General features: G+C 42.9%; 10 protein-coding genes and 1 rRNA gene (1 of these 11 only partly in view). 7 read left to right on the top strand and 4 right to left on the bottom strand.

Annotated features, from left to right (window positions below; translation table 11 throughout):
* Positions 1 to 180: 180 nt before the first annotated feature.
* The 3 genes from M3M36_RS03885 to rpmH all read right to left on the bottom strand — a co-directional run bounded on the left by M3M36_RS03885 (position 181) and on the right by rpmH (position 1,607).
* Positions 181 to 1,029 (bottom strand): membrane protein insertase YidC, encoded by an 849-nt coding sequence (locus M3M36_RS03885; protein ID WP_252773311.1) that lies wholly within the window; start codon positions 1,027 to 1,029, stop codon positions 181 to 183.
* A complete protein-coding gene (gene rnpA / locus M3M36_RS03880) occupies positions 1,013 to 1,375 on the bottom strand; it encodes a ribonuclease P protein component (RefSeq protein ID WP_252773310.1) in 363 nt (120 codons plus the stop codon). Before rnpA ends, M3M36_RS03885 begins: the two co-directional genes overlap by 17 nt.
* Positions 1,376 to 1,472: 97 nt before the next feature.
* Positions 1,473 to 1,607, bottom strand: a complete 135-nt coding sequence (gene rpmH, locus M3M36_RS03875) for a 50S ribosomal protein L34 (RefSeq protein WP_047975516.1) — start codon at positions 1,605 to 1,607, stop codon at positions 1,473 to 1,475.
* Positions 1,608 to 2,114: 507 nt separating this feature from the next.
* On the opposite strand from rpmH, the gene dnaA reads away from it, so the two are divergent.
* From dnaA to gyrA, 6 genes are all read left to right on the top strand, one after another.
* Positions 2,115 to 3,494 (top strand): chromosomal replication initiator protein DnaA, encoded by a 1,380-nt coding sequence (gene dnaA / locus M3M36_RS03870; protein ID WP_252773309.1) that lies wholly within the window; start codon positions 2,115 to 2,117, stop codon positions 3,492 to 3,494.
* A gap of 177 nt (positions 3,495 to 3,671) precedes the next feature.
* Entirely contained in the window at positions 3,672 to 4,805 is a 1,134-nt protein-coding gene (gene dnaN, locus M3M36_RS03865) for a DNA polymerase III subunit beta (RefSeq protein ID WP_252773308.1), read from the top strand.
* Between the two features lie 205 nt (positions 4,806 to 5,010).
* On the top strand, positions 5,011 to 5,412 hold the full coding sequence (yaaA, locus tag M3M36_RS03860; RefSeq protein WP_252773307.1) for a S4 domain-containing protein YaaA: 402 nt from the start codon (positions 5,011 to 5,013) through the stop codon (positions 5,410 to 5,412).
* Positions 5,403 to 6,521, top strand: a complete 1,119-nt coding sequence (gene recF / locus M3M36_RS03855; RefSeq protein WP_252773306.1) for a DNA replication/repair protein RecF — start codon at positions 5,403 to 5,405, stop codon at positions 6,519 to 6,521. The genes yaaA and recF overlap by 10 nt, the downstream gene beginning before the upstream one ends.
* A 23-nt stretch (positions 6,522 to 6,544) precedes the next feature.
* The gene (gene gyrB, locus M3M36_RS03850; RefSeq protein ID WP_274705257.1) at positions 6,545 to 8,539 is read left to right on the top strand and encodes a DNA topoisomerase (ATP-hydrolyzing) subunit B; all 1,995 of its coding nucleotides are present in this window, start codon (positions 6,545 to 6,547) and stop codon (positions 8,537 to 8,539) included.
* Between the two features lie 32 nt (positions 8,540 to 8,571).
* The gene (gene gyrA, locus M3M36_RS03845; RefSeq protein ID WP_252773305.1) at positions 8,572 to 11,148 is read left to right on the top strand and encodes a DNA gyrase subunit A; all 2,577 of its coding nucleotides are present in this window, start codon (positions 8,572 to 8,574) and stop codon (positions 11,146 to 11,148) included.
* Between the two features lie 372 nt (positions 11,149 to 11,520).
* On the opposite strand, the gene M3M36_RS03840 is transcribed toward gyrA, so the two are convergent.
* Positions 11,521 to 12,276: a LytR/AlgR family response regulator transcription factor gene (locus M3M36_RS03840; RefSeq protein ID WP_252773304.1), complete on the bottom strand. Its 756-nt coding sequence runs from the start codon at positions 12,274 to 12,276 to the stop codon at positions 11,521 to 11,523.
* Positions 12,277 to 12,986: 710 nt separating this feature from the next.
* Here M3M36_RS03840 and M3M36_RS03835 point away from each other — a divergent pair.
* A 16S ribosomal RNA gene (locus M3M36_RS03835) occupies positions 12,987 to 13,949 on the top strand; it runs 588 nt beyond the window's last position.

Below are 13,949 nucleotides of genomic sequence, written 5' to 3'. Positions count from 1 at the left end.
GATGACCCTCCCTCACTGATTTTTAAAAGAAAATAACACTAGGTATCATAGCAAAAAAAACAGTCTAATTAAACCATCGTTGCTTAAACTTTCAAGACCATCAAACAGACATCTTCACTATAAAAGGAATCAAAAAAAATCACAGCAAGAACTTGCTGTGACTTCATTTAAACAATACAATTAGCGCTTTTTACGCTTCTTTGAGCGTTGGGCCTTACGAACCTTACGTGCCTTCGCTTTTTCCAAAGCCAAGGCCTCTTCTCGCTCGCGGCGCATCTTGAATGGGTTTTGCAAGAAGAACGTTTGCACCATTTGGAACAAGTTTCCAACCACCCAATAAAGAGAAACGGCAGAAGGAACAGCTAAGGCTGTGAACAAAATTAGAAAAGGAAAGACATATGGCATTGCTTTCGTCATCGCATTTTGCTGCGGATTGGCCTGGGTTGACAACCATGACGAACCAAAGGTAAACAAGGCAGCCAAAATTGGCAAGACGAAATAAGGATCTTGGTGTCCCAAATTCAACCAAAGAAATGAGCCTGAACGTAACACAGGTGAATTGTGAATTCCCTGATACAAGGCAATCAAAACCGGCATTTGAACTAACAAAGGCAGCATTGAGGCAAAAGGTGAAATACCACGGTCCTTGTACAGTTGTTGCTGAGCAGCAGCTAGCAACTGCCGACTTTCAGTATCACGACCAGGATAAGTATCTTGCAAGGCCTTAATTTCATCTTGCAAGCCCTGCATTTTCTTCATGGAATCAACCTGATAAACCATTAATGGCAAAATCAGAAAACGAACAAAAACCGTAAAGACAATGATTCCAAGTCCAAAAGAAGACGAAAACCAGGAAGAAACGCCCAAAATAGAACGAATAAAGATGGCAACAAAACCACCCCACAAGCCAGAACCTGCCACCTGGCCGCTATATGAATGGTCAGCAGCAATGATGCCCACCATTGCCAATGCTGCTAAGAGCAGCGGCAAAAAGCCAATTGTTTTTACCCATTTATTGATTCGAGTCATGATTTTCTTCCTTTAAAAGTTTCGCAAGCTTTAGTACATGTTCAAGTTGTTTCTTAATAAAAGCTTGGGACTGGTGTGCTGCAGCTGGTCTTGCAATCACTAAGATATCAACATCTGAATTCAACACTGGTTTTAATTCCAAAAAAGCTTGTCGAATTCGTCTTTTAACAAAAACCCGGTCATGGGCCTTACCGACTTTTTTACCAACTGAAAGCCCGAGACGGAAATGTTTTTGATTCTGTTTTTTTAACCGATATAAGACAAAATACTTATTTGCCACCGATTGATGGTGGTCAAAGACGTTTTGAAATTCGGCTGGTTTTTTAATCCGAAATGTCTTGCGCATGGTCTCTTACCTAAATCACCGTTCACTTATGTACACAGGAAAACCCTGCATTAAAAATCCAATAAAAATAAAAAGGCCACTGCATGCAGCGACCTGATTAGGCAGATAATACCTTACGGCCCTTAGCACGACGGCGAGCCAATACCTTACGGCCATTGCTAGTGCTCATACGCTTACGGAAACCGTGTACGCGTTCGCGATGACGCTTCTTTGGTTGGAATGTACGCTTCATCTATATTTCCTCCATTAATAATTTGTCTGCAAAATTTCTTGCAATTCGAGACTAATCATACCATGGATACGCCGTTGAGGCAAGTTTTGCACCAAAGTCGCCAGCAAAAACACTAAAAATTTTAAAATTGGCTCAAATCAGCTTTCCACGCCTTTATCCAAAAGAAAACCACAAGGTTGTGGACATAAGGGGACAATAACTGTCTTTTCACGCCTTATGCACGACTTATCCACATATCCACAGGCTGGGGACTGCTTTCTGGGGATAACGTTGAAAAAGTCAGACAAAACGAAATTAGTCCACTTTTTGACGTTGATAACTTTGTTGATATGTGGATAACCCGAAAATTTGTTCCCTTTCTTCTCCACATGACAGACAGTTATTAGTCCCCAAGCGGGATAACTTTCTTTTTATCCTCTTTCCTGTGGATAACTAGTCTTTACCCCTTTTTTTTGCTATAATATTCAGCATAGCTTCATCCTTTATCTACTTTTCTTGGAGATTTACATGGCAAAACAACTTGATCCCGACGTCCTTTGGAAAGAGGTCAGTCTCAGACTTTACAAAACAACTGGTCCTGTCAGTTTTGAAGCAATGATTGCCCCACTTACGCCGCTTGGCTTTAAAGATGGCAAACTTGTTTTATCTGTTCCGACCGACCATGCCGCTGATATCATTCAAGCATGGAATACACAACAGTATGCGATGGATTTCGTCCAGCATGCCAACGAAATTACCGGCGACTTCATTCGACCAGAACTAAAAGTCGAAGAAGACAGCGAAACTGAAACAAGCGGTAACTTCAATGGCTACAATGAACCGACCCAAATTCCTTTCTCCCAAGAAAACGATTTAAATTCTGATTTTACCTTTGATAAATTCGTCAAAGGGGCCGGAAACGAAAACGCCTTAGCAGTTGCCTTAGCAGTTGCTGAAGCACCCGGCAAGGTCTATAACCCCTTCCTTATTTATGGAGGGGTTGGTCTGGGTAAGACACATTTGATGCAGTCAATCGGTAATGAATATGCAACTACCCACCCAAATGCCAGCATCAAATATGCAACTGCAGAAGACTTTTTAAATGACTTTACGGATTCACTTCGTGAAGGAAACAAAGCCGATTCCAACGCGACGGCTAAATTTAAAAAAACATATCGATCGCTGGATATGCTTTTAATTGATGATATTCAGTTCTGGTCTGGTAAAGAAAAGGTGCAAGAAGAGTTCTTCAATACTTTTAACGCCTTAACCAAGGCTGGTAAGCAGATTGTGATGACTTCCGACCGCTATCCAACTGATATTCCAGACTTACTGACTAGGTTGACCTCCCGCTTTGAAGCGGGAATTACCCAGGACATTCAAAAGCCCGATTTACCAACCCGGGTCGCAATTTTGCGCAACTTGCAAGAACGCAATGATCTAGATATTCCAAACGAGGTACTGGAACTAATTGGCGAAAAGATTGATACCAACGTCCGTTCTTTGGAAGGCGCTTTTCATAAGTTTGAAGCCAAGATTCGCTTCATGAACAAGCCGGCAACCATTGAAACGGCCCAATCAATTTTGACCGAGCTAAACATTGACCAAGGCAAAAAGATTACGGTAGAGCGGATTCAAGAAACCGTTGCTAACTACTTTATGCAAACAATTGCCGATATGCAGGGATCTAGACGGCAAGCTGATTTAGTAACGGCAAGACACATCGCCATTTACCTCACCCGAACCATGACAAATAAATCCTTACCAGATATTGGTCGATCATTTGGTGGTCGCGACCACTCATCGATTTCACATGCCTACAACAAGGTAGCTGAACAGGTCGAAACGGAACCAAAAACAAAGGAACTGATTGAAGACCTGGCCAATGAGATAAAAAACGGGAAATAGGCCTTGTGGACAACACTCCCTTTTCTAGCAAGTTAGTCCCAAAGTTATCAACAGGTAAAAAGCGAGTAAATTAGGCCTGATTCTTCAATCCCCCGTTTCCACAGCCCTTATTATTACTACTAGTTAAATAATACTAATATAATATAGATGTACCGACCATAAAGGAGGCCGTACGCCATGAAATTTTCGATTAACCGTCAAGCCTTTATCAAAGCTTTAAATGATGTTGCTCGCGCAATTTCATCTCGAACAACCATTCCGATTTTGACTAACATTAAATTAGAGTTGTCCGAAGAAGACCTGGTCTTAACGGGATCAAATGCTGATATCTCAATTAAAATCGCATTGGAAGCAAGTGATACCACTAATGAATTAGTAATTGAAAATACAGGTGGTATTACCCTCCCCGCAACTTTCTTTATTAATATTGTCAAGCATTTACCTGCTGACAAAATGACACTTGAAATTGATGGTTTGCAAGCTTTGATTACTTCTGGTTCAGCATCATTTAAAATTAATGGCCAACCAAGTTCAGCTTATCCAAAATTACCGGAACTAACGGAAAGCAAATCATTAAAGGTTTCCGCTGCTCAATTAGTTGAAATTATTGCCCAAACAAAAATTTCAGCTTCAACGCAAGAAAGTCGTCCAATTTTAATGGGAATTCATTTAACGTTGGATGGCAACCAAATTAAAGCTGTTACAACTGATTCACACCGCTTGTCGCAACGAATCGTAACGTTAACTGGAACAGAAAATACTGATAAAATATCGGTTATTATTCCAGCAAAGGCCTTTAATGAATTGCAATCATTGTTAGATGGACAAAATCGTGTTGAAATTAAGCTTTCAACCAACCAGGCTGCTTTTATCTTTGGTAAGACGACTTTCTATTCACGCTTGTTGGAAGGAAATTATCCAGAAACAGATCGCTTGATTCCAAATGAAGCAACTACCGAACTGCAAATTGATGCGGCCGTTTTGTCAGGTGCCATCGATCGTGCTTCGTTGCTGTCACACGAATCACGCAATAACGTGATTTTGCTGACCATTAAAGATGGCCAAGCACAACTTTCTGGAAATTCACAAGAAGTTGGTCAAGTAAAGGAAGAGCTGACAGCAAAAAAGGTTGTTGGTGAAGATTTGGAAATTTCTTTTAATCCAGATTATGTTCGTGATGCCTTGCGCGTTTTGCAGGGAAGAACGGTTGAATTGAAGTTTACAACTAACTTACGGCCTTTCATCATCATCCCTGAAGGTGAAACCGATAATAAACAACTCCAATTGGTAACACCAGTACGCACATTTTAATTAATTCTTTAGAAAAGAACATCTTCTTTGGTTGATGTTCTTTTTTTGTGCCAATTTGCACAAGGAAGCCTGCTGCTACTTTTTTATCTGTTTGGCATGAATGTCCAAAACAAAGAAATTAAGCTAAAAACGGCTCTCAGGGGCAAATTAGCGTAAGTATGGTATAATAACGGAGTAAGTATTTACCAAGAAATCGGGGAAAACGATGGCTGAACGCGTAGCAATTAAAACCGCTTATATCACCCTGGCTCAGTTGCTTAAAATGGAAAACATTATTGCTTCTGGTGGCCAGGCAAAAGCTTTTCTCGCTGAGCAATCAGTGTTGTTAAATGGCGAAGAAGAAAATCGCCGGGGTAAGAAATTGTACCCAGGTGACCAGGTTGACTTCCAAGAAACGCGCTATTTGATTGATAACCAAAGCGCAGAGGAAGAGGCCGAAGAAGCTGAAAAACAGGCAATCTTAGCTCGATTTGCTGCTAGTCAAAAGCAAGCAGCACACAAGGAAAAGAAACGCCAAACAGCGCTTGCTCGTCAACAACGAGCAAGTAACAAAGCGGTTCAGCGGTCATCGAAGCAAAAGCCAAGTGGACCAGGATCTTGGAACTAAGCGATTTATCTCTCAACCATTTCCGTAATTATGATCAAACTGATTTGCATTTCCAAAGTGGGATTAACGTCTTTTTGGGTGAGAATGCCCAAGGAAAGACAAACCTCTTGGAAAGTATTTATGCACTGGCATTAGCTCGCTCCCACCGGACAAAAACTGATAAGGATTTGATTCAGTGGGGACAAAAAGAGGCAAAAATTGCTGGTCGAATCAAAAATCGGTTTGGTCAAACGCCCCTTTCCCTTTCTTGGTCTGCTAAAGGCAAGCAGGCTCGGGTTAATCATCTTGATCAATCCCGGCTGTCAACTTACATTGGTCAGCTAAACGTCATTTTATTTGCTCCGGAAGACCTGGATTTGGTTAAGGGAGCACCGACGATTAGGCGCCGTTTTATCGACATCGAGTTTGGACAAATGAACAAACTCTATCTACAGCAAAGTAGCCAATACAAAAAAATTCTCAAAGAACGCAATGCCTATCTAAAGGCCTGGGCCCAGGGTGGCCAGCGCGACCAGATTTTTTTAGATGTCTTAACTGAGCAGCTAATCGACGTCGCTAGTCAAATTATTTTGGCTCGACAGCAATTTTTAATCAAATTAGAAGCCCAGGCAAATCAAATTCATCAGGAAATAGCCAGTCAAAAAGAGATTTTAACCTTGCATTACCAAACGGCGATTCCAGTTGAAGTGGAGATGCAAAAAGATCAAGTGCAAGAGGCTCTTTTGTTGGTCTTTGAGAAGAATGCCGAGCGTGAAAAGCGTCAAGGCACTACTTTGGCAGGTCCACATCGAGATGATTTTATTATTGATGTCAACCAAGCCAATGTGGCGGTTTTTGGCTCGCAAGGACAACAGAGGACGGCGGCCTTAGCCTTAAAGCTTGGTGAAATCGAATTGATGCATCAAGAAACGGGTGAGTATCCCGTCTTGCTCTTGGATGATGTTTTAAGTGAGTTGGATGCCAACCGGCAAACGCACCTTTTAATGGCTATTCAAGACAAGGTTCAAACCTTTATCACGGCCCCTTCCCTAACGGAAGTGGCCCGTCAGTTGATCAAGGAACCAAAAATTTTTATCGTCAAAGCTGGTCATGTGCAAGTGGAAGAGTAGCCATGATGGCGTAAAGGAGAATGATGGCAGAGCAAGAGTATCCAGAAAATCAAGAAGTGGCCGCAGTAAATCCGGAAGAAGCAAGTCAAATGCATACGGATGCGGATGCCTATAATGCTGACCAAATCCAAGTTTTGGAAGGGTTAGAGGCCGTTCGAAAGCGTCCTGGGATGTATATTGGGACAACAACGGCCCAAGGTTTGCACCACCTGGTTTGGGAAATTGTCGATAATGGAATCGATGAAGCCCTTGCCGGTTTTGCTAGTCATATCACCGTGACCATCGAGAAAGATAACTCGATCACCGTAACGGATGATGGTCGTGGGATTCCGGTTGATATCCAGTCAAAGACGGGCAAGCCAGCCTTGGAAACCGTTTTTACAATTTTGCACGCCGGTGGAAAATTTGGCGGTGGCGGATATAAGGTTTCTGGTGGTCTGCACGGAGTTGGGGCCTCAGTTGTTAACGCTCTTTCAACGGCACTGGATGTCCAAGTTGTTCGTGATGGTCAGCTTTACTATATGGACTTTCAAACCGGTCATGTCAAAACAAAAATGACTAAAAAAGATGGGCCATTGCCAATTGAACGAGGAACAATCGTTCATTTCAAGCCTGATGCTGATATTTTCCAAGAAACAACTGTTTATAACTATCAAACTCTGTTAACCCGTGTTCGAGAATTAGCCTTCTTGAACAAAGGGTTGCGGATTTCAATTGAGGATAAGCGTTCGGATGAACCCCTTAGTGAATCTTTCCATTTTGAGGGTGGGATTAAGGAATACGTTTCTTTCCTTGACGAAGATAAGCAGGCTTTGTTTGACCAACCAGTTTATGTTGAGGGTGAGGAGAACGGCATCGTCGTTGAAGTTGCCTTGCAATATACAACGGGTGTCAAAGAAAATCTGAAAACATTTACCAATAACATCAACACCTATGAAGGTGGGACGCACGAAACCGGCTTTAAGACAGCTTTAACCCGAGTAATTAATGACTATGCTCGCAAACAAAAGATTATTAAAGAAGGGGCCGAATCATTAACCGGAGAAGATGTCCGGGAAGGGATGACGGCCATTGTTTCGATTAAGCACCCAGATCCTCAATTCGAGGGACAAACAAAGACAAAGTTGGGGAATTCGGATGCCCGGCAGGCGACTGACCGGATGTTCTCTGAGACTTTTTCACGCTTTATGCTTGAAAACCCAGTAGTTGCTAAGCAAATCGTTGAAAAAGGTTCGCTCGCTCAACGTGCCCGGTTATCAGCTAAACGGGCGCGCGAAATGACCCGGAAGCAGTCGGGCTTGGAAATTTCGAATTTGCCTGGTAAATTAGCCGACAACACTTCGAAGGATCCTGAAATTTCAGAACTCTTTATTGTCGAGGGTGATTCTGCCGGTGGTTCAGCTAAGCAGGGTCGTAACCGTTTGACACAGGCTATTTTGCCAATTCGTGGAAAAATCTTGAACGTTGGGAAAGCAACTCTTGACCGAGTTTTGGCCAACGAAGAAATTCGTTCGCTCTTTACAGCGCTAGGTTCTGGTTTTGGGGATGACTTTAATGTTGAAAAAGCCAATTACCACAAAATTATTATCATGACGGATGCCGATGTCGATGGTGCCCATATTCGGACCTTGTTGTTGACGCTGTTCTATCGCTATATGCGTCCAATGGTCGATGCTGGCTATATTTATATTGCGCAACCACCTTTGTACGGTGTTTCTTTGGGAAATTCCAAGATCATGACTTATTTGGATTCTGATAAAGAACTAGAAGACTACTTAGCTCAATTACCAAGTAATGCCAAGCCAAAGGTGCAGCGCTATAAGGGCCTTGGCGAGATGGATTACGATCAATTAGCGGATACCACGATGGATCCTGCTAACCGAAGGTTGTTACGGGTTGACCCGGCCGATGCCCAAGAAGCTGATGCTGTGATTGATATGTTGATGGGTGGCGATGTGCCACCACGGCGTCAGTTTATTGAGGATAACGCGGTCTTTGTTCAAGACCTCGATATTTAATTGTCGGTCGTGTTTGACGAGGAGTAAATGAAATGCCAGAAGAAATGGATACTCGGATTCAAAATACGCATTTGTCCGAGCAAATGAAGACGTCATTCTTGTCCTATGCCATGTCAGTAATTGTGGCTCGGGCTTTGCCTGACGTCCGTGATGGGATGAAGCCTGTTCATCGTCGAATCCTTTATTCGATGATTGAGCAAGGCAATACGCCAGATAAACCCCATAAAAAATCAGCCCGTATTGTCGGGGATGTTATGGGTAAGTACCACCCTCACGGTGATTCAGCAATCTATGAATCAATGGTCCGAATGGCGCAGGACTTTTCATACCGCTACTTGTTGGTAGATGGCCATGGAAACTTTGGTTCTGTTGATGGTGATAGTGCCGCTGCCATGCGATATACGGAAGCTCGTTTGTCGAAAGTGGCAATGGAAATGGTCCGTGACCTGAATAAGGATACGGTTGATTTCGTGCCAAACTACGATGGTGAGGAACGCGAACCGGAGGTTCTACCTGCTCGAATCCCGAACCTCTTGGTCAACGGTGCAACCGGAATCGCCGTTGGAATGACAACCAATATTCCAACGCATAATTTGGGCGAGGTCATTTCGGCCTTGCATATCTTGATGAACAAACCGGAGGCGACGACGGCTGATTTGATGGAAGCACTACCCGGTCCTGATTTCCCAACTGGTGGAATCGTCATGGGTAAGGCTGGTATCCGCAAGGCTTATGAAACCGGTCGGGGCACAATAACGATTCGGGCTAAGGTCGATATTGAAACGACAAAATCAGGTCGAGAACAGATTATCGTGACAGAACTCCCCTACGCCGTTAACAAGGCGCGTTTGATTGAACGGATTTCGGAATTAGCTCGCGATAAGAAGATTGAAGGCATTACCGGTATTCGTGATGAAACCGACCGTGAAGGTTTGCGGATTTCAATCGATGTCCGACGAGATTCTTCCGCATCGGTTATTTTAAATAATTTGTACAAGCAAACCCTTTTGCAGACTGGGTTCTCTTTCAACATGTTGGCCATCGACCATGGTGCTCCGAAGACGCTGAGTTTGAAGGAAATCCTGGTGGCCTATCTGGACCACCAGCGTTCTGTCATTCGTCGTCGGACAAGCTTTGACTTAAAGAAGGCTGAAGCACGGGCACATATTTTAGAAGGTTTGCGCATTGCCCTTGACCACATTGATGCAATTATCAATATTATTCGTTCATCCAAGACTTCTGATGAAGCCAAGACACGTTTGATTGAGGGCTATGACCTCTCGGACAAGCAGTCACAGGCCATCTTAGACATGCGTTTAGTCCGGTTGACCGGTTTGGAACGCGATAAGCTAGAAGACGAATACCAAAAGTTGGTTGCTTTGATTGCTGATCTGAAGGATATCTTGGCCCACCAAGAACGCATCGATCAGTTGATCTATGATGAATTGCTTGAAATCCAAAACCGTTTTGGTGATCCTCGTCGGACAGAATTGCAAGTTGGTGATGTTACCAGCATCGAAGACGAAGATTTGATTGAAGAAGAAGATGTCATTGTTACTTTGACTAATAACGGCTACATCAAGCGGGTGCCAGCGAGCGAGTTTAAGGCACAAAACCGTGGTGGTCGTGGTGTTCAAGGGATGAATCTGAATGATGAAGACTTCGTGGACCAGTTGGTTAACCTTTCAACCCATGACTCCCTCTTCTTCTTTACCAACAAGGGAAAGGTCTATCGGATGAAGGGCTATGAGATTCCTGAATATGGTCGTCAGGCTAAGGGAATCCCTGTGATTAATCTTTTGAACTTTGAAGAAGATGAAAAGATTCAATCCCTTCTATCTGTTAGTGGTAATCCAGCTGAAAGCCAAGATAATCTCTTCTTTGTTACTCGCAAGGGTGTCGTTAAGCGGACACAGGTACAAGACTTTGCCCACATTCGAACATCTGGCTTGAAAGCATTGACCCTACGTGATGATGATGAAATTTTGAAGGTCTTGCAAACAGATGGTTTGCAAAATATTGTGATTGCCACGATGAATGGTTACTCCGTGACCTTCGCGGAAGAAGCGGTCCGACTAATGGGGCGTGGTGCTGCTGGTGTACGAGGAATCAACTTGCGTGACGGAGATGAAGTGATCGGTGCCGATATCTTAACTCCGGACTCGAAGGTCTTTGTGATTAGTCAAAAGGGCTATGGGAAGCAAACAGCAGCTGCTGAATACCCTGTTAAGGGTCGTGGCGGTAAAGGGATCAAGACGGCAACAATCACCGAAAAGAACGGACCACTGGCTGCCATGGTCACTGTTGATGGCGATGAAGACATTATGGTCACTACTGACCAGGGCGTTATGATTCGCTTCAGCGTTGATACAGTTAGTCAAACCAGTCGAGCAACGCAAGGCGTTCGTTTGATTCGTTTGGAAGACGACAGCAAGGTAGCAACCTTGACGAAATTGGAACCAGTTGAGATGGACGAAGATAGTCCAGAAGCTGCTTTGGTTCAAAGCCAAGAAGCAGCAGATAATAGCCAGTCCCCTGTTAGCGACCAAGTTAGTGACTTAGTTGCTCGAGCAGAGGCTGACCAAAACGATACAGATTCTGAGCAATAATCAAAATAAAACACCACAATAGTCAGGGACAAATTGTCTGTGATTAAACCGTGGTGTTTTTATTTTAGAAAAATAAAATGAAGAGGTTGGCATCTTAAGCCCATCAAGATATGATAATAGCTAGCAATAATATTAGATGATTTTCGGAATGGATCGGGATGTGATAGAAAGCAACTTTAATTTTTGGGAGTTGCTGTTTGCTGTTATTTTCAGTAAGTGGCCGCCATCCTTTGTTGATGACGTTAAGGCGAATGATATTGGGAGTAATAAGTGATTTTGAATCAGTGATTTTCTTTTTTTGTTTATCAAATCGTTTCAATCAGTTTTAAAAACATCACAACCACACTATCTGTGGTCGTGATGTTTTTTCTTTTAATCGTTGCGTTTGAAGTTTGGATTTTCATCTTTGCTCGGTGGTTCAGTAAACCAAGTTGTGTGCATTCGGACTTCGCTTGTATAGCGACGAGAAACCGGTAAAGCGTTGCCAGTTGAGAGCGTAATAATTTTTTTCTTGGGTTGGTAGTCCTTTAAATAGTTTAAATTAATGGCAAAGCTTGAGTGAATCTGACAAATATCTTTATGGAGTGGGACAATGGTTTTAAGTGTTGCCCTGATTTTCGTGATACGGTCGTGTTCATGCAAAATGAGGTGGTGAGTCCCCTTTTCACAAGAGATATAAATGACATGTGTTAAATCAACCAAAATTGACCGTGTTCCGTTTGGAAAACGTACAAAATTTGGTTTTGTGTAAAAAATTTTGTGAAGATTGTATTGGGCCTTTTCAATGGCACGTAAAAGACGCTTTTGAAAAGTCAAATCACGGTCATTCTTAATAATGAAGTCTAAAACCCCAACTTGGTATTCGAAACAATAATTAGCCAAACGACTATCTTCCGCTAAGAGAATGATTTGGGCGTTGGGATTGTTCTTCTTAACTAATTCGGCAGTTTGAAAGCCAATCTTTTCGTGACCACGGATCTCCAAATCAATAATCAAAATTGGACCTCGTTTATTTGAGCGAATCGCGAGTAAAAGTTCTCGTGGAGTTTCAAAAATATATGGATCGATTAAGATTTTACGGAACAAGCGCTGGTCACGCTTCTTTGTTGTTAGAATATGGCAAGCCATATTCGCCTCCTTTCCCGTTTAGACACCTTTCTAAATCAATGAATGAAATTGATTAGTACTATTAGATAAAGAATAAATTCTATATTAATTATACGAAAACCATAATTTTTCACCACAAATATTTACAAAAAGTCGCATTTTTAATCATAATTAGATAAATGTTAAATTTAAAGGAGTGTAAAGTACAGTATTTTTTTACAATAAATTAACAAAAAGTAGTCATCATCGAAAAATGTACAATAACACCTTTTAACGTAATCAAAACTTTCAAAAAATTATTAAAAAAGTGTTGACGAGTAGTCAGGTAGGCGCTATACTAGTTATTGTTCGTTACGAAGCAAAGCTGCTTCGATCGAGGCGCTGGTTGTCAGAGATGACCGGCAGTTGATAAAAGTTCATCAGAAAGTTGTTGACAAGCTTCAACATTCCTGATAAACTAATCAAGTTGCCCTAACAAAGCAACTCAAATAACTTTCTAAATTAGTTGTTGACTTTAGGTCACAGCTGAGGTAAGATAAATGAGTTGCCCAACAAGGCATCGCACATTGAAAACTGAACAAAACTTTGAACAAACAAATCTGTAACGGTGGCTACTTGGTAAGTAGTCACAAACAAATTTGCGAAGTCAATTCGTAACAAACAATAAACGGATAGGCGTTATCGAGAGATAGCAACTAGTCAGTTTAATCGAAGAGCAATCTTCAAACTTTTAACATGAGAGTTTGATCCTGGCTCAGGATGAACGCTGGCGGCGTGCCTAATACATGCAAGTCGAACGCGCAGCGAAGAGTGCTTGCACTCTTCAAGCGAGTGGCGAACGGGTGAGTAACACGTGAATAACCTACCGAAAAGCAGGGGATAACATTTGGAAACAGATGCTAATACCGTATAAAACGTGCTGTCGCATGACAGAACGTTAAAAGGTCCGTTTGGACCACTTTTTGATGGATTCGCGGTGCATTAGTTAGTTGGTAGGGTAAAGGCCTACCAAGACAATGATGCATAGCCGAGTTGAGAGACTGACCGGCCACATTGGGACTGAGACACGGCCCAAACTCCTACGGGAGGCTGCAGTAGGGAATCTTCCACAATGGGCGCAAGCCTGATGGAGCAACGCCGCGTGTGTGATGAAGGCTTTCGGGTCGTAAAGCACTGTTGTATGGGAAGAACGGTAAGGGTAGGAAATGATCTTTACATGACGGTACCATACCAGAAAGGGACGGCTAAATACGTGCCAGCAGCCGCGGTAATACGTATGTCCCGAGCGTTATCCGGATTTATTGGGCGTAAAGCGAGCGCAGACGGTTCGATAAGTCTGAAGTGAAAGCCCACAGCTCAACTGTGGAAGTGCTTTGGAAACTGTCGAACTTGAGTGCAGTAGAGGTAAGTGGAACTCCATGTGTAGCGGTGGAATGCGTAGATATATGGAAGAACACCAGTGGCGAAGGCGGCTTACTGGACTGCAACTGACGTTGAGGCTCGAAAGTGTGGGTAGCAAACAGGATTAGATACCCTGGTAGTCCACACCGTAAACGATGAACACTAGGTGTTAGAGGGTTTCCGCCCTTTAGTGCCGAAGCTAACGCATTAAGTGTTCCGCCTGGGGAGTACGACCGCAAGGTTGAAACTCAAAGGAATTGACGGGGACCCGCACAAGCGGTGGAGCATGTGGT

This window comes from Fructobacillus americanaquae, assembly GCF_024029775.1.
Classification (GTDB): Bacteria; Bacillota; Bacilli; order Lactobacillales; family Lactobacillaceae; genus Fructobacillus; species Fructobacillus americanaquae.
This window is presented reverse-complemented; position numbering and strand designations above follow the sequence as displayed.

Bases quoted from the DNA above. Each gene is read 5' to 3' on its own strand.
- M3M36_RS03885 (WP_252773311.1), bottom strand. From the start codon at position 1,029: ATGACTCGAATCAATAAATGGGTAAAAACAATTGGCTTTTTGCCGCTG.
- rnpA (WP_252773310.1), bottom strand. From the start codon at position 1,375: ATGCGCAAGACATTTCGGATTAAAAAACCAGCCGAATTTCAAAACGTC.
- rpmH (WP_047975516.1), bottom strand. From the start codon at position 1,607: ATGAAGCGTACATTCCAACCAAAGAAGCGTCATCGCGAACGCGTACAC.
- dnaA (WP_252773309.1), top strand. From the start codon at position 2,115: ATGGCAAAACAACTTGATCCCGACGTCCTTTGGAAAGAGGTCAGTCTC.
- dnaN (WP_252773308.1), top strand. From the start codon at position 3,672: ATGAAATTTTCGATTAACCGTCAAGCCTTTATCAAAGCTTTAAATGAT.
- yaaA (WP_252773307.1), top strand. From the start codon at position 5,011: ATGGCTGAACGCGTAGCAATTAAAACCGCTTATATCACCCTGGCTCAG.
- gyrB (WP_274705257.1), top strand. From the start codon at position 6,545: ATGGCAGAGCAAGAGTATCCAGAAAATCAAGAAGTGGCCGCAGTAAAT.
- gyrA (WP_252773305.1), top strand. From the start codon at position 8,572: ATGCCAGAAGAAATGGATACTCGGATTCAAAATACGCATTTGTCCGAG.
- M3M36_RS03840 (WP_252773304.1), bottom strand. From the start codon at position 12,276: ATGGCTTGCCATATTCTAACAACAAAGAAGCGTGACCAGCGCTTGTTC.